Source organism: Brevibacterium sanguinis (assembly GCF_039528855.1).
Taxonomy (GTDB): domain Bacteria; phylum Actinomycetota; class Actinomycetes; order Actinomycetales; family Brevibacteriaceae; genus Brevibacterium; species Brevibacterium sanguinis.
The window spans coordinates 79,615-100,793 of the sequence record NZ_BAAAMB010000006.1; the positions used below are offsets into that span (position 1 = coordinate 79,615).

At 69.1% G+C, this 21,179-nt stretch carries 21 protein-coding genes; 9 read left to right on the forward strand and 12 right to left on the reverse strand.

Annotated features, from left to right (window positions below; translation table 11 throughout):
- Position 1 precedes the first annotated feature (1 nt).
- Positions 2–865: a methylenetetrahydrofolate reductase gene (locus tag ABD154_RS07195; RefSeq protein ID WP_249120939.1), complete on the reverse strand. Its 864-nt coding sequence runs from the start codon at positions 863–865 to the stop codon at positions 2–4.
- 265 nt (positions 866–1,130) lie between these two features.
- Between ABD154_RS07195 and ABD154_RS07200 the strand changes: the two genes are divergently transcribed.
- Complete coding sequence (locus ABD154_RS07200) at positions 1,131–2,351, forward strand: glycine cleavage T C-terminal barrel domain-containing protein (RefSeq protein ID WP_198500351.1); 1,221 nt, start codon at positions 1,131–1,133, stop codon at positions 2,349–2,351.
- 154 nt (positions 2,352–2,505) lie between these two features.
- On the opposite strand, the gene ABD154_RS07205 is transcribed toward ABD154_RS07200, so the two are convergent.
- The 3 genes from ABD154_RS07205 to ABD154_RS07215 all read right to left on the reverse strand — a co-directional run bounded on the left by ABD154_RS07205 (position 2,506) and on the right by ABD154_RS07215 (position 5,768).
- On the reverse strand, positions 2,506–3,504 hold the full coding sequence (locus ABD154_RS07205; protein WP_211978322.1) for an LCP family protein: 999 nt from the start codon (positions 3,502–3,504) through the stop codon (positions 2,506–2,508).
- A 34-nt stretch (positions 3,505–3,538) separates the two neighbouring features.
- The gene (locus tag ABD154_RS07210) at positions 3,539–4,522 is read right to left on the reverse strand and encodes an SDR family NAD(P)-dependent oxidoreductase (RefSeq protein WP_211978321.1); all 984 of its coding nucleotides are present in this window, start codon (positions 4,520–4,522) and stop codon (positions 3,539–3,541) included.
- A 64-nt stretch (positions 4,523–4,586) separates the two neighbouring features.
- On the reverse strand, positions 4,587–5,768 hold the full coding sequence (locus ABD154_RS07215) for a UDP-N-acetylglucosamine--N-acetylmuramyl-(pentapeptide) pyrophosphoryl-undecaprenol N-acetylglucosamine transferase (protein WP_211978320.1): 1,182 nt from the start codon (positions 5,766–5,768) through the stop codon (positions 4,587–4,589).
- A 73-nt stretch (positions 5,769–5,841) separates the two neighbouring features.
- Between ABD154_RS07215 and ABD154_RS07220 the strand changes: the two genes are divergently transcribed.
- The 4 genes from ABD154_RS07220 to ABD154_RS07235 all read left to right on the forward strand — a co-directional run bounded on the left by ABD154_RS07220 (position 5,842) and on the right by ABD154_RS07235 (position 8,623).
- Entirely contained in the window at positions 5,842–6,516 is a 675-nt protein-coding gene (locus ABD154_RS07220) for a response regulator transcription factor (RefSeq protein WP_211978319.1), read from the forward strand.
- The gene (locus ABD154_RS07225) at positions 6,513–7,889 is read left to right on the forward strand and encodes a sensor histidine kinase (protein ID WP_211978318.1); all 1,377 of its coding nucleotides are present in this window, start codon (positions 6,513–6,515) and stop codon (positions 7,887–7,889) included. Before ABD154_RS07220 ends, ABD154_RS07225 begins: the two co-directional genes overlap by 4 nt.
- A 76-nt stretch (positions 7,890–7,965) precedes the next feature.
- Positions 7,966–8,271 (forward strand): nucleotidyltransferase family protein, encoded by a 306-nt coding sequence (locus tag ABD154_RS07230; RefSeq protein ID WP_211978317.1) that lies wholly within the window; start codon positions 7,966–7,968, stop codon positions 8,269–8,271.
- 43 nt (positions 8,272–8,314) lie between these two features.
- On the forward strand, positions 8,315–8,623 hold the full coding sequence (locus tag ABD154_RS07235) for a HepT-like ribonuclease domain-containing protein (RefSeq protein WP_211978316.1): 309 nt from the start codon (positions 8,315–8,317) through the stop codon (positions 8,621–8,623).
- A gap of 61 nt (positions 8,624–8,684) precedes the next feature.
- On the opposite strand, the gene ABD154_RS07240 is transcribed toward ABD154_RS07235, so the two are convergent.
- Both ABD154_RS07240 and ABD154_RS07245 read right to left on the reverse strand, forming a co-directional pair.
- A complete protein-coding gene (locus ABD154_RS07240; RefSeq protein WP_344250832.1) occupies positions 8,685–9,416 on the reverse strand; it encodes a class I SAM-dependent methyltransferase in 732 nt (243 codons plus the stop codon).
- Positions 9,413–10,867: an APC family permease gene (locus ABD154_RS07245; RefSeq protein ID WP_198500353.1), complete on the reverse strand. Its 1,455-nt coding sequence runs from the start codon at positions 10,865–10,867 to the stop codon at positions 9,413–9,415. Before ABD154_RS07245 ends, ABD154_RS07240 begins: the two co-directional genes overlap by 4 nt.
- A 190-nt stretch (positions 10,868–11,057) precedes the next feature.
- Between ABD154_RS07245 and ABD154_RS07250 the strand changes: the two genes are divergently transcribed.
- The gene (locus tag ABD154_RS07250) at positions 11,058–12,359 is read left to right on the forward strand and encodes a TrkH family potassium uptake protein (RefSeq protein WP_344250834.1); all 1,302 of its coding nucleotides are present in this window, start codon (positions 11,058–11,060) and stop codon (positions 12,357–12,359) included.
- A gap of 52 nt (positions 12,360–12,411) precedes the next feature.
- A complete protein-coding gene (locus tag ABD154_RS07255) occupies positions 12,412–13,146 on the forward strand; it encodes a potassium channel family protein (RefSeq protein WP_198500354.1) in 735 nt (244 codons plus the stop codon).
- A gap of 59 nt (positions 13,147–13,205) precedes the next feature.
- On the opposite strand, the gene ABD154_RS07260 is transcribed toward ABD154_RS07255, so the two are convergent.
- Positions 13,206–14,006, reverse strand: coding sequence for a hypothetical protein (locus ABD154_RS07260; protein WP_198500355.1), 801 nt, complete (start codon positions 14,004–14,006; stop codon positions 13,206–13,208).
- Positions 14,007–14,939, reverse strand: a complete 933-nt coding sequence (locus ABD154_RS07265) for an ABC transporter ATP-binding protein (RefSeq protein ID WP_198500356.1) — start codon at positions 14,937–14,939, stop codon at positions 14,007–14,009.
- Positions 14,940–14,982: 43 nt separating this feature from the next.
- On the opposite strand from ABD154_RS07265, the gene ABD154_RS07270 reads away from it, so the two are divergent.
- Positions 14,983–15,648: a TetR/AcrR family transcriptional regulator gene (locus ABD154_RS07270; RefSeq protein WP_344250838.1), complete on the forward strand. Its 666-nt coding sequence runs from the start codon at positions 14,983–14,985 to the stop codon at positions 15,646–15,648.
- A 49-nt stretch (positions 15,649–15,697) separates the two neighbouring features.
- On the opposite strand, the gene ABD154_RS07275 is transcribed toward ABD154_RS07270, so the two are convergent.
- From ABD154_RS07275 to ABD154_RS07285, 4 genes are all read right to left on the reverse strand, one after another.
- Positions 15,698–15,994 (reverse strand): antibiotic biosynthesis monooxygenase family protein, encoded by a 297-nt coding sequence (locus tag ABD154_RS07275; protein ID WP_198500358.1) that lies wholly within the window; start codon positions 15,992–15,994, stop codon positions 15,698–15,700.
- A 126-nt stretch (positions 15,995–16,120) separates the two neighbouring features.
- Positions 16,121–17,371 (reverse strand): formamidase, encoded by a 1,251-nt coding sequence (gene fmdA, locus ABD154_RS07280; RefSeq protein ID WP_198500359.1) that lies wholly within the window; start codon positions 17,369–17,371, stop codon positions 16,121–16,123.
- Between the two features lie 109 nt (positions 17,372–17,480).
- Complete coding sequence (locus tag ABD154_RS17950) at positions 17,481–17,765, reverse strand: FmdB family zinc ribbon protein (RefSeq protein WP_198500360.1); 285 nt, start codon at positions 17,763–17,765, stop codon at positions 17,481–17,483.
- 466 nt (positions 17,766–18,231) lie between these two features.
- Entirely contained in the window at positions 18,232–19,623 is a 1,392-nt protein-coding gene (locus tag ABD154_RS07285) for a site-specific DNA-methyltransferase (protein ID WP_344250840.1), read from the reverse strand.
- A gap of 39 nt (positions 19,624–19,662) precedes the next feature.
- On the opposite strand from ABD154_RS07285, the gene ABD154_RS07290 reads away from it, so the two are divergent.
- A complete protein-coding gene (locus ABD154_RS07290) occupies positions 19,663–21,177 on the forward strand; it encodes an FAD-dependent oxidoreductase (RefSeq protein ID WP_232623815.1) in 1,515 nt (504 codons plus the stop codon).
- Positions 21,178–21,179: the final 2 nt, after the last annotated feature.

Here is a 21,179-nt window from a genome sequence, read left to right on the forward strand (position 1 = left end):
CTTACGACGTCACCGAGGCGGGATCGGGGTCGCCGAGCAGCTCGAGCTGCCTGCGTCGCCACGCCTCGGTGTCCTTGACCTGGTTGAACGTGTAGATGTGCAGTCCCGAGACCCCCATGTACGGGTCGGCGAGGACGGGGGAGAGGCGGTCGAGGAACTTCCGGGGGTTGTAGCCGCCGGGCTTGGCCATCCGGGTGAACGTCGCCGTGTTCTTGCGCAGGAACCGCGTCGATTCGCCGACGCCGATCTTCGTCGCGACCTTGGCGAGCTTCGCGAGCTCGACCTTGCCGGCGATGCCGAGGATGAGGGGCATCTCGATCCCGCGCGCCCGCACGCGGGCCAGCCACGTGCTGACGATCCCCGGGTCGAAGCAGAGGTTCGAGACGATGTGCGTGGCGTAGTCGCGCTTGTCCCACATCGCCTGGACGGTGACGTCGTCGGGGATGAGCGGGTGTGACTCGGGGTAGGCGGCCACCCCGATCTGCGAGATCGGCGGGGCGAGGCTCGTGAGGTCGATGAGGAGGTCGAGCGCACTCGCATAGCCTCCGGCCGGCGGCGTGGCATCCCCTGCGGGAACGAAGATCGTGTCGATCCCGGCGCGCCCGAGGCGATCGATGATCTCCTCGAGCTCGGTCCGGCCCTGGACCATGCGGGCGGCGATGTGCGGCACGGCGGTGTAGCCGCGGGCCTGGAGCGCCTCGGCGGTGGACAGGGTCGCATCAAGGCCCATGCTCGTCGATGCGGTCACCGTGATCGTCCGACCTGGGGCGACGTGGTCGCTGATGCGGTCGACGATCCCGGCAGTGGGGAGGACCTCGTAGCGGGCGGACTTGAGAAGTGTGCGAAGAGCGGACACGGACACCATTGTCTCCTTCCGGCGGGGCAGGGACCCGATCGCGGCGGCAGCCGATCCGCCGTCTTGCGCGCCGGCCAAATTACCGGTCGGAAGTCCTTGCTTCTGCTGTGCCGACGATTCTACACTCAAATCACCCATAATATGGGAGTTGAGTTCCATAATATAAAACTGTGGAAGCAGGGGGAAACCCATGGACAACAATGTTCCAACCGTTGATCAGAGCGACAGAGGCGTCCCGATCAACCTGAGGCAGTCCGGCCCGACCCCAGTGGAGATGCTCATCGACACCCGCGTGCGGAAGTCCCCGTACTGGGAGCTGTCGATGGAGCAGGGGTGCTGGCGGGCATCGATCTACAACCGCATGTACCACCCGCGCGGCTACATCTCCCGTGAGGACGGCGGGATGATGGCCGAGTACCAGCCCCTCGTCAACGACGTCACCCTGTGGAACGTCGCCGTCGAACGGCAGATCCAGGTCAAGGGCCCCGACGCCGAGGCGTTCGTCAACTACGTCATCACCCGTGACGCGACGAAGATCCCGGTGATGCGGGCCCGCTACGTCATCCTCTGCAACGAGCAGGGCGGCATCCTCAACGACCCGATCCTCCTCCGGGTGGCGATCGACGAGTTCTGGTTCAGCCTCTCCGACACCGATCTCATGCTCTGGCTCCAGGGCGTCAACGTCGGGAAGAAGTTCGACGTCACGATCCAGGAGATCGACGTCGCGCCCGTGCAGGTCCAGGGCCCGAAGTCAGTCGACGTCATCGCCGATCTCGTCGGCGACGAGGGGCGCGACCTCCCGAGCTACGGCCTCATGGAAGCCCAGGTCGGCGGCCACGACGTCATCATCTCCCAGACGGGATTCACCGGGGAGAAGGGGTACGAGATCTACCTCAAGGACGCGACGAAGTACGCCGAGGACATGTGGAACGCTGTGCTCGCCGCGGGCGTGCCCTACAACCTCCGCGTCGTCGCCCCGAGCCACCACCGGCGGATCGCCGCGGGCATCCTCTCGTGGGGCCAGGACATGGACTTCGAGACCCTGCCGTTCCAGGTCAACCTCGGCTATCAGGTGCCGCGGAAGAAGGAAGCCGACTACATCGGCAAGGCACGGCTCGAAGAGGTCCGCGAGCAGATCGAGGCGGGCGACCCGCCGTATCGGACGCAGCTCGTCGGACTCGTCCTCGGCGGCAATCCGATCACGGACTACGCCCCGGACTTCTGGCTCGTCAGCGAGGATCCCGAGTCCGATCCCGTCGGCTACGTGACCTCGCCGTGGTACTCGCCGGAGCTCGAGTCGAACATCGCGATGGCTCACGTGCCCGTCGGCAAGGCGGAGCTGGGCACCGAATTCTGGGTGCACCTGCCCGAACCGTATGCGGACACTCCCGGAGTGCCGGTGCGCGCCGAGGTGGTCGAGATGCCGTTCCGTCCGAGCGTCAACCCCAACCAGCGTGAACGCCTCAAGGTCAGGGGACTCGACGCCGCGATCTGAGCCGGCGCTCCCGGACAGTCCGGCAGGCTGTCCCACCGATCCGGGCGCGGTCACTGTGCGAGAAGCCGGTGGCCGCGTTCGCACGTCCGACAGGCGGGCTCTCGACCTGTGGGCCGGTCCTCAGACCGCGGCGTCACTCAGCCCGTGACCTGCCTCAGCCCGTGACCGGAACGTCCTTCCTGATGTCGGCGAACAGCGTCGCGGCCTCGGGAGAGGGCACCACGCGGTTGGGATCCTCAGGGGCGGGCTGCCACGGCATCGTCACGACCGTGATCCGGTTCGCATCGACCTGCGCGAGGCGGGTGAAGACCGACGCCAGGGCCGCTGACGTGCCCAGGTCGCTGTCGACCGTGAGTGCCTCGGCAGCGGAATCGGCGAGGTCGAGGACCCGGTCCGGGCGGGTGAGGAGGTTCTGCTCCCTGACCCGGTCGACGATGGCGGCGATGACCTCCTGCTGGTGGGACAGGCGGGAGATGTCCGAACCGTCGCCGATCGAGTGCCTGGCCCGCGCCCAGGCCAGGGCCTGCCTGCCGTCGAGGACCTGGTCTCCCGCCGGCAGGTCGAGGTCGGCCGCGGTGTCCTTCATCGGCGCGTCGAGGCGGACGGGCAGACCGCCGATCGCGTCGATGACGGAGGCGAAGCCGTCGAAGTCGACGAGCGCGAAGTGCTGGATCGGCACCCCGGTGAGCTCTTCGGCCGCCTGCACCGAACACGCCGGTCCGGCGTTGAGCGCCGAATTGATCATCATCGTCGTGCCGGACGCTCGGCCGGTGCACTGCGGGGCCTCGACGAGGGTGTCGCGGGGAATCTGCACGGCGGAGATCCGCGAATCGTCCTGCGAGAGGTGAACGAGGAGCATCGAATCGCTGCGCTGGGCCCCGTCGTCCTTCCCGTAGCGCTCTGTGGTCAGTTCCCGCGAGTCGGAACCGAGGACGAGGATATTCAGCCCGGGCCCGTCCTCTTCGGCGAGCGAACTCGTCAGCAGCGGCTCGGTCCGGATCCTCTCCTCGACCCGGTTGAGGGCGATCACGGCGCTCCCTGCCAGCAGCAGGATCAGCGCCCCGCCGATGATCGCCGTCCTCCGCGTCCAGCGCAGCCGGCGCGATGACGAACGGCGGGGTGAACGGTGTGACGGTGGGCGATGGTCTGACATGGTCTCGTCCTTTCGCGGTGATGGTCGGGGCTGGTCAGCGCTCATAGCCGAGCGGTTTGACGGGCTGGCGCTGGACCCATTCCCAGGTCCTCTCCAGCCCGTCACGCAGGCTCGTCGTCGGAGCCCACCCGGTGAGCTCGCGGGCCAGCGAATTGTCGGAGAGCAGACGGTCGACTTCGCTGCCGGCGGGACGGATGCGCTCTGCGTCCTGCTCAAGGGCCACCTCGGCGCCGGAGATCTCGACCAGACGGGTGATGAGGTCGCCGACGGAGATCTCGTGTCCGGTCCCGAGGTTGAGGGTGCGACCGATGGCCGCGTCCGCGGCGGCGATCGCCATGAAGCCGGCCGCGGTGTCCGTGGCATAGGTGAAGTCCCTCGTCGGCGTCGTGGAGCCGATGCGCAGGGTGCGGGCTCCGGCATGGATCTGCCCGAGGATCGCCGGGATGACGGCGCGGGCGCTCTGCCGGGGACCGTAGGTGTTGAACGGTCGGCAGACGGAGACGGGGGTCTCGAAGCTGTGGAAGTACGACATCGCCATCATGTCGGCGCCGATCTTCGACGCCGAGTACGGTGACTGCGGCTGCAGCGGATGGTCCTCGCTGATGGGCACGGTGATCGCGGACCCGTAGACCTCGCTCGTCGACGTGTGCACGAGGCGGCGGACATCGTGACGGCGGACCGCCTCGGCGACATTGCGGGTCCCGGCGATATTGGTCTGCAGGTAGGAGTCGGGGGCGACGTAGCTGTACGGAATGCCGATGAGGGCGGCGAGGTGGAAGACCGTGTCCGCCCCGGCCACGACGCGCGAGACCTGATCGGCGTCCCGGATGTCGCCGCCGACGAGTCGGACGTCATCGAGGAGATGGGCGATGTGGCCGTTCTCGCCGTAGGGCTTGTAGTGGGCGAAGACGGTGACGTCCGCTCCGGCGCTGAGGAGCGATTCGACGAGGTGGGAGCCGATGAATCCCTCGCCGCCGGTGACGACGACGCGGCGGGAGGAGAAGAAGCTGGTGTCCATGATGAGTCCTGTTCTGATTCGTGATCGATGGTGCGGGGTGGGAAGGGGTGGGGCGGCGCAGAGCTCAGCGCCGCGGGGCGGGAAGGAGCGCGAGGAGCGAATCGGCCAGGGTGGCCGCCGCCCTCGCGTGGATCGAGTCGGCGGTGCCCCCGGCCGCCTCGCCGCGGTCCCTGTTCCGGAGTTCTCCGGTCCGGGCGAGGAGGTCGGTGATCGCCGCGTCGAGGCGGGAGGGGCTGAGCTCGTCCTCGGCGATGACGTCGGCGAGGCCCTGCGACCGCAGGTGGTCGGCATTGGCCTGCTGATGTCCGCCCGCCGAGGTGGTCAGCGGCACGAGGACCGCGGGAAGTCCGAGATGCTCGAGCTCCGCGACGGTCGAGGCGCCTGCGCGGGCGACGATGAGATCGGCGGCGGCATACGCGAGGTCCATGCGGGAGAGGTAGTCGACCGTCGTCACCGCGGTGGAGTCGACGTCCCTGGCGGCTGCGGCGCCGGTCTTGATGAGGAAGTGGATCCCCGGGTCGCCGTTCCGGGCGACTCCGAGCTCGAGTGCGGCGTCGTTGACGGCCTGTGCGCCGAGGCTGCCGCCGGAGACGAGCACGAGGACGCCGGATTCGGGCACCCCCAGCTGCTTCCGCGCGCGGGTGCGCAGCGACCGGCGGTCGAGGCCGACGAGCGCCGGATCGATCGGCATTCCGGTGATCGCCGCCGCCCGCTGCCCCGCTGTGCGCGACACGGCGGCGAACCCCCGGGCGGCGGCGGTGCTGCTCACCGCCACCTCGGCGCCGAGGCGGGCTGCGGTGCGATTGGCGAGGCCGGGCACGCAGTTCGATTCGTGGACGAGGGCCGGCAGTCCGAGCAGCCGTGCGGCGATGAGCGCCGGCATCGACGGGTAGCCTCCGGTTCCGAGGACCGCCTCGACCCCGGCGCGGCGCAGGGCGCGAGCGCTGCGCATGACCGCCGCGGACAGCGTCCCCGGCAGGGTGAGGGCCGAACGCGGACCGGTGAGACCGTGGATGCGCGAGGTTTCGAGGTGATAGCCCCGCGCGGGGACGATGCGGTTCTCCATCCGGTCGTCGCTGCCGAAGAAGATGACGTGATGACCGCGTGCCCGGAGTTCGTCGGCGACGGCCAGCCCGGGATAGATGTGTCCGCCGGTTCCGCCTGCGGCGATCGCGATGGTCCGGGGGCGGTCCGCGCTCGAGGTGCTGATGTGCCCGTCGTGCCGGGCGCTGCTGAGGATGCTCATGCCCTCAATGGTGGGAAGGGGACATAAGACGGATATAAGAGCAGCGGATGCGGCCGGTCCTACGATGGGGTGCATGAGAATTGCGATCGTCGATGACGAGCCCCGGATCGTCGAGGCCGTCTCCGCAGCGGTGGCACTCGCCGGGCATGAGACGCTGAGCGCCGGCAGCGGGGAGGACGCGCTCGTCCTCATGGCCGAGCACGACGTCGATGCTCTGGTCCTCGACGTCTCGATGCCGGGTCTGTCCGGGCTCGCCGTCGCCAGGGCGCTGCGCGCGGCGGGGGACCGGCTGCCGATTCTCATGCTCACCGCCCGCACGAGCGTCCGCGACCGCGTCGACGGTCTCGATGCCGGGGCGGATGACTACCTCACGAAGCCCTTCGACATGGAGGAGCTGCTCGCTCGCCTGCGCGCCCTGCTGCGCCGCGTCGACGATCCGGCCGCCGCGCAGCTGCGATTCGGCGATCTCGAGTTCGATCCCGGTGAGCGGACCGGTCAGCGGGGAGGTCGGCGGATCGACTTCACCGCCACCGAGGCGGCCATCCTCCGGCTCCTCATCACCGCCCCCGACCGGGTCTTCACCCGCGCGCAGATCGCCGAGGAGGTCTGGGACCGCACCTTCGACCCGGGATCGAATTCGCTGACCGTCTACATCGGCTACCTGCGGCGCAAGCTCAACGCCGACGGGGACGAACCGCTCATCCAGACGGTCCAGGGACTGGGCTACCGGCTGGGGGTGCGCGCATGAGGGTCCCCCTGCGCCGGCGCCTGGGGCTGACGCGCGCTCTCACCCTCACCGTCGCCGCGGTCATCGGCCTGCTGCTCGTCCTCGCCCTGCTGGGCGCGTACTGGCTCGTCTCCCGGGAGAGCTATCGGAGCCTCGACCTCACGCTCGTGCGGTCGGCGAATGCCGTCGTGCTCGAACAGCGGCAGGGTGAGGAGATCCCGACGACGACGGACTGCCGGTGGTTGGGCGCACCCGCGTGCACCGAGGTCGCCGTCACCGGTGACCCGGTCCCGCCCGGCGGTCTCGTCCTCCCCGACGACCGCGCCGCGATCGCCAGCGGCGAGGCGCCTCCGGAGTTCCACACCGAGACGATCGCCGGTGCGCACTACCGCCTCTACACCGCACCGCTGGCGGATCGGTCCGGCACCGTCACCGTCGCCTACCGGGCCGACAGCGTGGAGACCTCGCTGCAGCGCACACGGTGGCTGTTCCTCGCCCTCGGCGGAGCGAGCGTGCTCGCCAGCCTGCTCATCGGTGCGCTGGTGTCGCGCGCGCTGCTGCGGGATCTGCGGTCGGTGACCTCGACCGCCGAGGCGATCGCGGAGAGCCGGGACACCGAGCTGCGGCTGAATATGCCGGGCACCGACGAGCTGGCTCAGCTCGGACGGTCCTTCGATTCCATGGTGGCCGCGCTCGACACCTCGCTGCAGGCCCAGCGGCAGCTCGTCGCCGACGCGTCCCACGAATTGCGGACGCCGCTGACCGCGATCAAGGCCAACGCCCAGTTGGCGACGAACCCGCAGCTCGATCAGCGCCGCCGCGAGTCGGCCGAAGCGAACCTTCACGAGGCGATCGACGAGATGTCCGGTCTCGTCTCCGATGTGCTCGACCTGGCGCGCGGTGCCGAACCCGATCCCTTCGTCGAGCCCCTGCGCCTCGACGCCGTCGTGGAGTCGGCAGTGACCTCACTGCGCGCGGCCTGGCCGGAGCGCACGATCCGCGTCGACGTTCCCGAGGTCGTCATCGTCGGCAGCGAGCCGGATCTCGGGCGCTTGGCGGGCAACCTCGTCGCCAACGCCCTCAAGTACTCCCCGGGGGCCGTCGACGTCACGGGCGTGCTCTGCGGACCCGACGGGCACGCGGCCGCAGCCGACTCGGCGGACAGTGTGATGCTCCGGATCAGGGACGAGGGTCCCGGCGTCTCCGTTGAGCACCGCGAGCGGATCTTCGACCGCTTCTATCGCGCCCCGGACAGCGGAGGGCAGACCGGCTCGGGGCTCGGCCTCGCCGTCGCCCAGCAGATCGCGGCGGCCCACGGAACGCGCATCGTCGCTGACTGGCCGGCCGCGGGCGGCACGCTGATGAGCATTCGCTTCCCCCTCGCCGCCGTGTGAGACCGGTGCGGCCCTCAGCGGCGGGACGAACACCGAATCTCTCGCCGAGTCGTGCCAGATCTGCCAGACTGTTGGTATGAAGCCCGCCGACCGACTGGATATCGAGGCGATTCGTCGTGCGTGTGAGCGCTACGGCGTGAAACGGCTTCGGGTGTTCGGCTCGTATGCCACCGAGAAGTTCGATCGCGAAACGAGCGATGTCGACTTCCTTGTGGTCTTTCAACCCGGGCGTGAGAACGTCTACCATGACTACTTCGATCTGAAGTTCGAGCTGGAGAGAATCGTCGGCAGACGAGTCGACCTCGTAGTCGAGCGTTCTGTGAGGAATCCATTCTTCAGGGCATCCGCTTTCGCCAATGCACAGGACGTCTATGCGGCCTGAGGCAGGGGCGCACCTGTGGGATGCGGCGGACTCGGCCACGAATGTGAGGGACTTCGTCGACGGCAGGACCGAGACCGAGTTCAACTCCGACCTTGTCCTCCGGTCGGCGATCGAGCGTCAGCTGGAGATTCTCGGAGAGGCTCTGAATCGGCTGCGGAGGGACGACAGGGAGACGTCAGAGAGGGTGCCGGGACTCGAGAAGATCATCGGAATGCGGAACATCATCGCTCACGAGTACGGGAACATCGATTACGAGATCGTGTGGCGAGCATCGACGACCGATATCCCCGCGCTGGTCCCTCTACTCGTTGAACTTGTCGATGAAGCTCGGGGCGCTGCCGAAGCACAGTAGCTGAAATGACGTCATCGACCGGTTCGCGAAGTCGACGGTCCTGCCCACATGACTGTGGCGCTCACCGCCCCGGCTTGGTCCACTCGAGCGTGTACCTGAACCCGACCCTGTGCCGGAACCGCGCGCCCGGCAGGTGACGGCGGGCCGCCTCGGCGATCTCATCGAACGTCATCGTCGGATCCGTCACCGGGAACGGGTCGCGCGGACCCGCGGACCTGGGTGGGTCCACGTCCGGCCCGCCGCCCCGCTCGCCCTCTCGCCGAGGTGGGGCGTTCTTGACCATCCCGATGAGCGGGTTCGTCACGACCGAGATCCCCTCCCAGAGGTAGTCCCGGGGAGTCGCCGAGAGGGCGAGGCCGACGATGAGGAGCCGACCGCCGGGGGAGAGGAGACGGCCCGCCTGAGCGAAGGTCTCCTCGACATCGAGGTGATGGAGCGCGGCGACCATCGTGATGAGATCGATCGGCTCCGGTTCTGTCCCAGGAGCTTCGGTGCCATGAGCTTCTATCCCGGGATCGAGGTCGCGCAGCTGGGCGACATCGATGGTGACATTGCCCAGGCCGGCGCAGCGCCGGAGCGAATCAGCGCGCATCGCCGCCGAGGTGTCGGTGCCGTGGACGTGCCGGAACTCCCCGGCCAGTCGGGCCAGGAGCGCGCCCTGGCCGCAGCCGACCTCGATCGCACCGCGCCTGCGGGCAGGCAGACCGGCAACGATCCACGGGTGGAAGTGGTCGTTGTGGCTCCACGGGAACCGGTCGTTGAGCCGGCGCATCGTCCGGGCGAACGGGGTCACCGCCGCATCCGCGCCTTGACCTTGGACAGCAGCTCCGCCTCGGCGTCGGGCCCGGCCTTGACCCCACCGGGCAGACGGAACATGTAGAAGACGCCGACGATGAGCCACGCGGCGAACATCACCCACGACTGCCAGGCCAGCTGCGCGGAGAACGGGGTGATCGGCAGGTAGAGGACGAAGAGGACGAGGGTGAGGATCGCCGAGATCACCCCGATGACCATGCCGCCGCTGCCGCGCCCGCCGATGCGCAGGGGGCGGGCCATGTCCGGTTCGTTCCGCCGCAGCACGATGAAGGCGAGGCTGACGAGGAAGTAGGCGATGACGATCGCCGGGGAGCCGGCGTCGACGATCCAGCCCAGCGCCGCCGCCCCGAGGAACGGGGCGAGGGCGGAGAGGACGCCGATGAAGATGATCGCGTTGACCGGGGTCCGGTACTTCGGGTGGAGCCGGCCGAACCAGGCGGGGATCATCCCCGCCACGGCCATCGCCCACATCAGTCGCGAGGAGCCCATGAGGAACGCATTCCACGAGGTGATGATGCCTGCCAGGCCGCCGGCGATGACGATCTGGCCCCAGACCGGGGAGCCGAACATCGCCGAGAGCGCGTCGGCGGTGACGAGGTCGTGGGCGGTCAGCTCGGAGGCGGGGATCGCCAGCGACGTCATCCAGATGATGACGATGTAGAAGACGATCGCCATGAGCACCGAGATGACGACGAGCTTGCCGATCTTCGCCGCCGGCAGCTTGATCTCCTCGGCCGACTGGGGGATGACGTCGAAGCCGACGAAGAGGAACGGGACGACGGCGACGACGCCGATGAAGCCGGCCGCCCCGCCGGTGAACAGCGGTTCCGTGTTCGCCGGATCCCCGCCGACGATGCCGCCGGTGAGCAGGAGGAGGGCGACGATGATGAGGAACGAGACGACGAACGTCTGGACGAGGGAGGCCAGGCGGACGCCGCGGATGTTGATCCACGCGATGACGATCGCCGTGACCGTGCCGATGAGCGCCCACGTGAGGTAGACGTCGGTGCCGGCGATCGTCCACAGCTTGATGTACTCGAGGTCGGGGAAGAGGTAGAGCGCGGTCCGCGGGACGGCGACGGCCTCGAACATGACGACGCTGATGTAGCCGCCGGTGATCGCCCACGACCCGAACAGCGAGATCTTCGGTCCCATCGCCCGGATGAGGTAGTTGTGCTCGCCGCCGGCATGGGGCATCGCGGCGACGAGTTCGGAGTAGACGGTGCCGACGAAGCACATGATGATGCCGCCGACGGCGAACGCGAGGATCGCCCCCAGGGTGCCCGCCCCGGTCAGCCATTCGCCGGTGAGGACGACCCAGCCGAACCCGATCATCGCCCCGAATCCGATGAACAGCGCATCCACCGTGCCCAGCGCCTTGACGAAGCCGTGCCCCCGGTCCTCGGTCTCTGTGTGCTGAGTGCTCATGACTCGCCTTCCTCATCCGTCGGTCCATGCCCCACCGAGGTGGCCGGCAGCAGTGCCGATCCCGTGGGTATCTGCACAGTAACAGCACAGGGAGCGTTTACCCGGCGGTATGACAGGGATTTCCCACGTCCGCCGAGGCGGGTGCTAGATTTCCTCTGTGCACAGCACACATCGAAATGCGATCGTCCGAGTGGTCACGGGATACCTGTCCGCGCTGATCGTCGGGGCCGGTCTCCTCATGACCCCCGCCGCGACCGTGGCGCCGGGCGGGATCTCCCTGCTGTCCGGACTCTTCACGGCCACCTCGGCGCTCAGCGTCACCGGCCTCGTCGTCCTCGACACCGGGCAGGACTTCACCTTCTTCGGCCAGCTCGTCATCCTCATCCTCATCCAGGCCGGTGGGCTCGGCGTCATCCTCCTCACCACGCTGCTCGCCCTCGTCATCGCCGGGCGCGCGGGACTCAAGCTGCGGCAGTCGGTGGCCTCGGAGACGAAGAGCTCCGACATCGGCGGTGTCATGCCGATGGTGCTGCGCATCACCGCGCTGACGCTGAGCACCGAGTTCGTCGTCGCCGTCCTCCTCTACCTCCGGCTGCGGTTCTTCTACGGGGAGGCGAACGGCGAGGCCGTGTGGAGTGCGATCTTCCACGCCGTCTCCGCGTTCAACAACGCCGGCTTCGGCCTCAACCGCGACAACCTCATGGCCTACGTGGCCGATCCGTTCATCACCGGTCCCATCGCCCTGTCCGTCATCCTCGGCGGCCTGGGCTACCCCGTGCTCATCGAGCTCTTCCGCAAGTACCGCTTCCCGCTGACGTGGAGCATGACGACGCGCGCCGTCGTCGTCGTCACCCCGATCCTGCTCATCTCCGGCACGATCTTCATCGGCGCGATCGAATGGAACAATCCCGGCACGCTCGGCCCCCTCGACTGGTGGGGCAAGATCCAGGCCGCGGCCTTCCAGTCGACGATCACCCGCACGGCGGGCTTCAACACCATCGACATCGGGCAGATGCACCCGGCGACGTGGTTCGGGATGGACATCCTCATGTTCATCGGCGGCGGCCCCGCCGGCACCGCGGGCGGTGTGAAGATCACGACCTTCGTCGTGCTCGCGGCGATGACGTGGACGGAGATCAGCGGCGGTCGCGCCGTCAACCTCTTCGGCCGTCGGGTCTCCCGCTCTGTCCACCGCCAGGCCACCACCGTCATCGTCCTCGGTCTCGGCCTCATCGTCGTCTCGACGATGGCGATCATGCTCGATGCGCAGGAGCTCGGGTTCGACCGGATCCTCTTCGAGGTCGTCTCGGCGTTCGGCACCGTCGGCCTGTCGACCGGGATCACCGCACAGCTGCCGCCGTTCAGCCAGGCCGTCCTCATCGTCACGATGATCTTCGGCCGCCTCGGGCCCGTCACCGTCGCCTCGGCGCTGGCCCTGCGCAACCGCCCCATCCGCTACGAACTGCCGAAGGAGCGCCCGCTCATCGGCTGATCGCGCTCGCCCCCACTGACACACGTCCGCATCGCAAGGAAAGGACACCGCAATGAATGAGAAGACCTGGCTGGCCCGCTCCGCCGCCTTCTTCGCCGGCGACTCCGAGCCGATGGCCGAAGCCGGGGCGGTCGCCGTCATCGGCCTCGGTCGCTTCGGCGGCTCGCTCGCGCTCGAGCTCGCCAAGCACGGAGTCGACGTCATCGGCATCGACAACGACGAGGCGGTCGTCGCCGAATACGCGGACAGGCTCGCGTTCGCGACGCGAGCCGATGCCACCGACGAGGTGGTCCTCCGTCAGCTCGGCATCGACGAGGTCAGCCGGGTCGTCATCGCGATCGGCAGCGACCTCGAGGCGAGCATCCTCGCCGCCTCCCGCATCCTCAAGATCGGCTGCCAGCACATCTGGGCCAAGGCGATCAGCGAGACCCACGGCGAGATCCTCCACCAGCTCGGGATCAAGAACGTCATCCGGCCCGAGAACGACATGGGGCGCCGGCTCGCGCACCTCATCCGCGGCCACATCTCCGACTTCCTGCCCATCGACGACGACTTCGTCCTCGCCCGCACGACCCCGCCGGTGCGCGTCGCCGATGTGCCGCTCGCGAGCCTCGGCGTCCGGGCCACGTACGGGGTGACGATCGTCGCGGTCAAACGGGCCGGCAGCAGGCAGTGGGACATCGCCGACCGCGACATGACCCTCTACGCCGACGACGAGATCCTCATCGCCGGCCACCCCCGTGAGGTCGAGCGGTTCAGCGAACTCGACAAGGATACGGACAACTGAGACTTGGCGTGGGCTGAGGCCGGTGCCTCGCGTGGGGCGGAGCCGCTCCGGTGCGGCAGTCAGAAGTCCCGTCGCCGCAGCCGCCACGCGGCGAGGACCCAGCCGAGGACAACCCACGCCGCGAGGACGATCACCGCTGGGACGATGCCGAGGAACTCCGTCGACCCCGCCTCGGCGGCACCGCTGATCGTGTGGACGGCGGCCAGGGGCAGCACGGGCGCAACGACCGCGGCAGCGCCGGCCGGCAGCCAGCCGGCGAGCATCGAGGCGACGATGAGGCCGAGCGCGCCGAGGACGCCCGCCGCCATCGACCCGAAGGCGAAGGCGGCGAACGCGGCGAGCAGAGCGAAGACCACGGGCATGAGCGCGCTGCCGAGGAGCAGCCGGAGATGCTCGGGTGAGACGGCCGCAGTCAGGGCCTCCGACCAGCTCGTCCCGGTCAGCGTGGCCGCGAGGGCGACGGCGACGACGGTGAGGGCAAGTGCCGCGATCACCGCGGTGAGCACGGTGACTGCGGCGATGACGAGGGCCTTGGCGGTGATGACCGCGGAGCGGCGCGGCAGACGCAGGAGCGCCTCGGTGATCGCGCCGGTGCGGAACTCGATGCCGACGAACCATGCGGCGAAGACGACGAGGACGATCGCCGCGACATCGACGCCGAGCACGCTGGCGGTGAGGACATCGGTCAGCGGGGCGCGGTCGAGCGCGGTTCCCTGCGTGACGGGGAAGCTGAGGATGAAGGCGGCGGCGGAGACCGCAGCGAGCACGACGGCCGTGCCGCCGAGCATGCGCGGGGCGCGCAGGGACTGCAGCTTCGCCCATTCTGCCGATGCGGCGCGGGCTTGAGGGGTTGTCGACATTCAGCGTGCCTTCCGGGTGGTGGTGAGACGGAGGAAGACCTCTTCGAGGCCGGGTTCGTCGAGGCGGAGCTCATCGAGGTCGACGCCGAGGCGGACGCTGTCGCGGAAGATCTCGCGCGGTTCGGCGTCGGCGATGACCGCGCCGGTTCCGTCCGGAGTCGGCGTGCTCGGTCGGCCCGCCGCCGCTTGGCTGGCCAGCAGGGCAGAGAGATCGGGACCGCGGACGACCACCCCGGCCTGTGCGTGGGAGACGAGGTCGGCGAGCGGGAGGTCGGCCACGAGGCGACCTGCGCGGATGATGACGACGTGGTCGGCTGTGAGCGCCATCTCGGTGAGCAGGTGGCTGGAGAAGAGGACGGTGCGCCCCGAGGCGGCGAAGCGCTTGAGGAACGTCCGCATCCACGTGATCCCCTCGGGGTCGAGGCCGTTGAGCGGTTCGTCGAGGAGGAGCACCTGCGGGTCGGTGAGGATCGCGGCGGCGAGGCCGAGGCGCTGGCGCATGCCGAGCGAGAGCGCGGAGATGCGACGGGTCGCTGCGGACTCGAGCCCCACCTCGGCGAGGACGGCGGCGATTCTCGTCGTGCGCTCGTCGCCGGTCAGGCCCGAGAGCCGGGCCGCCCACTCGAGGTGCGCGTCGACGGTGAGGCCGGGCAGGAGGCGTTCGGTGCCGAGCAGCGAGCCGGCGACGGCGGCGGGGTTGGGGTGATCGCGCAAGGGTGCGCCGGCGACGAGCGCGGTCCCTGCGTCGGGAGCCGTCAGCCCGAGGATCATCTGAAGGGTCGTCGACTTCCCGGCGCCGTTGGGGCCGAGGAAGCCGGTGACGTGGCCGGGCATGACGTCGAAGCTGAGATCGTCGACGGCGGTCGCCGTCCCGAAGCGCTTCGTCAGACCGCGGACGCTGACACCCGCATCGTCGTTTTGCAATATGTTCATATCGCAATAGTGATGCAAGTTGATCGTATTGTAAAGTGGCGGAATGCCGAAGATCGTCGACCATGCCGCCCGCCGCACCGAGATCGTCCACGCGCTGTGGCTCGTCATCTACACCCGGGGGATCGATGCGGTGACCTTCAGGGCCGTCGCCGATGCCGCGGGGATCTCGATCGGTCGCGTCCAGCACTACTTCCCGTCGCGTGAGGCGCTCGTCCTCGAGGGGTGCCGGCAGCTCGTCGCCGGGGCCGAGATCGACGACGAGGCTGAGCTCGTTGACGAGGCCGGGGACGGCTCGGGAGAGATGGAGGAGGCCGGGGATGTCGCCGGGGCCGACCCGGTCGATGCCCTGCGAACGTTCGTGCGCGCCTTCATCCCCGCTGGTGAGGCGATGCGGGTGGGGGCGTCGGTGTGGTTCACGTATGTCGCGAAGGCCGTGGGCGACCCGCTCATCGCCGAGATCGTCGTCGACAACGATCGGCGGACGGCGGAGGCGGCGGCCCGGCGGGTGGCGCGGGTGCTCGCGCGGGGGAGCGAGGCCGGCCAGGTCGCTGTGGGCGCTGAGCCGGCCACCGAGGCGGCGGTGCGGCTCGTAGCGCTCGCGAAGGGTCTGGCTCAGGACGTCATGCTCGAGGTGCGGACCCCGGAGGCGGCCTACGGCATCCTCGATCGCGAGATCGCCGGCATCGCAACCGCCTCGGCGCAGGACTGAGCTGACGAGCGGCGCCGTTCGTCAGCTCAGTCAGAGGTGAAGTGTGGTGTCAGTCGCCGAGGTCGACGACCTCGAATTCGAGGAGCTCGGCCGCGCTCGAGACGGGCGCCTGGCCGTTCGACTCGTGGGCCGAGGAGCGGTTGGCCTTCCAGTTCTCGAAGTCCTCCTTCGTCGCCCACTGCGTGTAGACGAAGTAGCGGTCGCCGCCGGCCGTGGGACGCAGCAGCTGGAAGCCCTCGAAGCCGGGCGCGCCGTCGACGGAGTGCTTGCGGGCGGCGAAGCGCTTCTCGAGTTCCGGGCCGGCGTTCTCGGGAACCGTGAGGGTGTTGATGGCGACGACGGACATATCTGCTCCTCCGTGGGGTCGGCGATGAGTGTCTGTCCTCCCGAGACTACGACCGCACCCTGGATCCACGCTGGGGTGTCCGGATGCGGTCGCGGTGCGTCTCGCGCCGACTCCACGCGCTGACTCTCACGGGGTGGTGCGCGCGGCGCCGATGCCCGGGTCGATCTGCACGGGGCCGTCGGAGTTCGGTGTGACGTCGAAGTCGAAGATCGCGGTGGGCAGGTAGACCGTGGCGCATGAGTTCGGGATGTCGACGACCCCGGAGAACCGACCCTCGATCGGGGCGGCGCCGAGCAGCAGATACGCCTGCTCGGGGCTGTAGCCGAACTTCGTGAGGTAGTCGATCGCATGGAGGCAGGCCCGCTGGTACGCCAGCTGCGAGTCGAGGTAGCGCTGTTCGCCGTCGAGGGTGACCGAGGTGCCGGAGAACGCCAGCCACTCCGAGTACTGCGGGTCGGAGTTGCCGGGCTGGAAGATCGCGTTCTCGCTCACCCCGTAGGTATCCATGCCGCCCTTGATGAGGTCGACGCGCAGGTCGATGAACCCGCCCATCTCGATGGCGCCGCAGAACGTGATCTCCCCGTCGCCCTGACTGAAGTGGAGGTCGCCGACGGAGAAGTTCGCGCCGTCGACGAAGACCGGATAGAACACCCGGGTGCCCTTCGTAAGGTTCTTGATGTCCTGGTTGCCGCCGTTCTCCCGAGGCGGGGCCGTGCGGGCGCCCTCGCCGGCGACCCGGTCGAAGTCCTCCCCGGTCAGCGACCCGAGGATCGCGCCGTTGGGCTCGGGCGGCAGGGCCAGCGGCGGTTCCCGATCGGGGTCGGTGGCGATGAGCGCGGCTTCACGGGTGTTCCATGTCCCCAGCAGATCGGCGCTCGGGGCCGTGCCCATGAGGCCGGGGTGGACGATTCCGGTGAAGGACACGTGCGGGACGTGGCGCGATGTCGCCGTGCCGCCGGAGAAGTCCCAGCAGGCCTTGTAGGCATCGGGGAACTGCTCGACGAGGAACGAGCCGCCGTTCTCCTTCGCGAAGATCCCCGTGTACCCCCAGCCCTGCCCGGCGAGAGGACCCTCCTCCTGCGGGATCGGTCCGACGTCGAGGATGTCGACGATGAGGAGGTCACCGGGCTTCGCCCCTTCGACGCCGACCGGTCCGGAGAGGGCGTGGACGATGTCGACCGGCGCATCGCGGACGTCATCGGCGCTGTCGTCGTTCTTGATGAACCCGTCGAACCATTCCCGGCAGTCGAGCCGGAACGATTCCCCGGGCTTGACGTGGACGGCCGCGGGAATGTCCGGGTGCCAGCGGTTATGGCCGGTGATCTTCTGGTCGGTGAACGGCTTGGTCGAGTCGAGGGGAAAGATGACGTCTGGCATGGCGTGTCCTTTGCGTGGAGTCGACAGTGACGGGCGGCGGAGCAGGACGGTGCTGATGGAGCAGCTGGGCGGTGCAGGACGGCTGTGCAGTGACGAGCGGCGAGCGGTGTCAGGCGCGCGGGAGGGTCTGGTGCCGAGGATCTCGGCTCACCCGCCTCGGAGCGCGTGGTGAACCGGGCAGACGATCGACGATGGGAGGGGCGTCTGCGGTGGCCGCGGTCGCATCGAGGAGTCGGTGGGCCGTGGTGTTCCCCGCGCCGAGGTGGGGCGAACTCACCACCGACCGTGCCGTCCCAGCGCAGCGGGGGCAGGCGATCGTCGACGGCTTCTCGAGCATGGGGAAGGTCTGCTCGGTGTCGCCGCACGCATCGCAGCGGTAGACGTATGTGGGCACTGCATCACCCCTGACTTCGCTGGTGGAGGGCCTGATGTGACCGTACAAGCATTCTGTCAGCGCGGCGAGAGCCTGGGAAGACCTGTTGAGAGATTCGCAGCGCGAGTGAGCGGCCGCCTCGGAGCGGGAGAGTGGCCGCGCCAGGGCGGGAAAGAGCCGCCTCGGTGCACCCGCTCACTGATTTCGCTGAAACCGAGGACGCAGAGTGTCGATGGCAGCGCTTCGAATCGACACTCTGCGACCTGAACTCTGGGATGGAGGGACTGGGGCGCTCGTGAGGCGGGTGTGGGGACGAGGGGCTGAGGACGAAGGCATCTGCGCCACCTCCACAGCGATTGTGCGCCACGTCCATGGCGATTCTCGCGCCGATTCCACCCTCGATCTGGCGCAGATCTCTCAGTGCCACCCTCAACCTGGCGCAGAGCCCCCAACGTGGCTCAGTAACGGTCCGAGAAGCGGCGAGAGGTCAGGAATCGGCGACGGTGACCTCGGTGAAGGTCAGTCCGGGGGCGAGCTCGTCGGCGGCGCGGCGGATGCGCTCGGCTGTGAGGTCGCTGATCGTCGCGAAGCCGCCCGCGCGTGCGCTGTTGCCTGCGGTCTCCGCCACTGCATCGCTGGCGCCCGCACCCTCGCCTGCCTCACCGCCACCGGCACCCGCGGGAGCACCGGCACCGGAGCCCGCAGTCTTCGCCGAGGGATCTCCCGCACCCTCGCCCGCCTCGCCCGACGCGCGCACGCCGCGGCCGCCGCACTTGCCGCGCAGCTTCTCCGGGAGCTGGACGAGGACGAACGACCGTCGTCCTTCGTCGCGCAGGTTGGCCTCCATGACCGCCTGCGCTGTCGTCCCGGAGCCGGCGAAGAAGTCGAGGACGATCGCCTCGGGGTCGAAGAACGTCTGCGCGGTGATGAGCGTCTTGACGAGGTCGACGGGCTTCGGATACCCGAACACCCCGCCCAGGCCGAGGTCCTCGAGGTCGTTCTGCCCGCCGAGGGCCTTGATGATCGAGTAGAGCTTCGAGCTCGCGAGCTCGTACGGCGTCACGCGCACCACCGCGTGCTTGCCGGGACCCCAGGGCCGGAGGATGTACTCGCCCGAGGCCAGCTTCGCGTCCACCTCGGCGAGCTTCCTCTCACCCTTGACCGCGCGGATGTCCTCGTACATGAGCCGCCGCTCCGACCCGCGTGCATACCGGCCGAAGCTCGCCCGCAGCACATCGGTCTCGACGAGCATCTTCCGCCCGTCGATGACCTCGACCTTCGCCGGGGCCTTCTTCTCCGTGAGGAACGCCCCGGCCGCGCGCGCGTCCCGGCCCCACACGTGGATGTAGTCGTGCCCGCGGACGAACGACGGGGAGTTGCCGCCGCCCTTCGCACGCTGGTGGATGAGGGTGCCGAGCGAATTCGCCTCCCCGAAGACCTCGTGCCCGAGCAGCTGCGCCCACGCGCTCTCCCCATCGTCGAGGTGGAGGTAGAGCACGCCGTCATCGCGCATGAGCTCCCGGGCGAGGATGAGCCGCGGAGCCATGAAGTCGAGCCAGCTGCCGTGATCGTAGCCGTCGTCCTTGTACGCGTGCGCGTTGCCCGTGTTGTACGGCGGATCGATGTAGACGACCTTGACCCGGCCCCGATGCGTGGCGAGCAGCGACTGCAGCGCGGGCAGATTGTCCCCGACGACGAGGAGGTTCTCGTGCGGGTCGGGCACGTGGGTGCGCAGGCTGTGCTCATCCGTCCCCGGCAGTCCCGCGCCGAGGCGGCCGCCGGGAACCGTGAACCCGGCCCCCGGCGTGCGGCTCAGGTGGTGACCGAGCGCGAACGACTCCTCTTTGCCGGGCCAGGTCAGGGCGGTCACGGTCGTCATCACCTCGCTTGATCGTCTCGACGGTGCCAAGATGGCTGTATGAGTATTTCACGAGTGGCAGCCGTCGGCGCAGGCATCATCGGTGTGGCTCTCGCCCGTGAGATCACCCGCCGGTTCCCGGACGCCGAGGTGACGGTCCTCGACCGCGCCGACCGCGTCGCGGCCGCCCAGAGCGGGCACACCGCGGGCATCGTCCATGCGGGACTGACGGAGGCGCCGGGCACGCTCGAGGCGAAGCTCGCCCGCCGCGGCCTCGAACTCCTCATCCCCTACGCCGCCGGGCAGGGGATCGCGCTGCGCGAGTGCGGGCAGCTTGTCATCGCCCAGGACACCGATGAGGTCGAACGCCTCGAGGACCTGCTCACCCGGGCCGAGAAGACCGGCGTGCCCGGGGTGAGGGTGGTCGATCGAGCCGAGATGCGCGAGATCGAACCGCAGGCCAGGGGCGTGCAGGCCCTCTACTCACCCCATACCGCGATCACCGACTATCGCAGCCTCGCCGAGGCGCTCGCCGCCGACGTCCGGGAGGCCGGGGGCCGCTTCCGCTTCGGCACGGAGGTCACCGGCATCGACGTCATGAGCAACGAGGTGCGGGTGCGCGCCCGCAACGCCCCGACCGACGACGAGGACGGCTCTGAGTCGAGCGAGACCGGCTATTCGACCGACCTCGAGACCATGCCCGGCGAACGGCCTCACACCGACGACGACCAGGTCGTCGACCGGCCGCGCACGTATCGCGGTGACGACGGAGAGCCGCAGGTCGAGGCCGGCAGGGGCGGACGCGGCGGCCGGCTCGGGGAAGAGCTGCACCGCCGGTTCGGGGACAAGGACTGGTTCCGCAGCGCCGAGGACAAGATCGACGAATGGACCGGCACCAAACCCGTCGACCGGAACCGGCCGACCCCGCCCGCGGAGTTCGACGCCGGGGTCTTCGACCTCGTGTTCGTCGCCGTCGGGCTCCAGTCGGATCGGCTCGCCGCCGCGGCCGGCCTCGACCCCGAACCCCGGGTCGTGCCGTTCGCCAGCAGCTATTCGCAGCTGGTGCTGCCCGCCGCCGAGGCGGTCCACGGGATCATCGGCTCCGTGCCCGACCCGGATGATCCCCTCGAGGAGACGATGCTCGTGCGCACCGTCGACGGTGCGCTGCTGCTGGGCCCGACCACGCATATCGCGCTCGGTCGCAATGCCGGGTCGGCCCGTGACATCGACTTCGGCGACCTCGGCTCGTCCTTCGGGTTCTCCGGATTCTGGAAGTTCGCGAAGCGCAATGTGCGCTCCGCGGCCGAGGGTGTGCGGTCGGCGACGAGCACCTCGGCGCTCGTCGAGCGGATCAGGCGCTTCGCTCCCGATCTCGACACGGCGGAGATGACGGCGGGACCGCGCGGGATCCGCGCCGCGACGATCGATGCCAAGGGCGACCTCGTCACCGGACTGACCGTGACCACCCGCGGCCGACTCACCCAGGTCCGCAGCGTTCCCGCGTCGGGGGCGACGATGGCGCTCGCGATCGCCGAGCACATCGTCGAGCGCGCGCAGGCTGCAACCGGGCGCTGAGG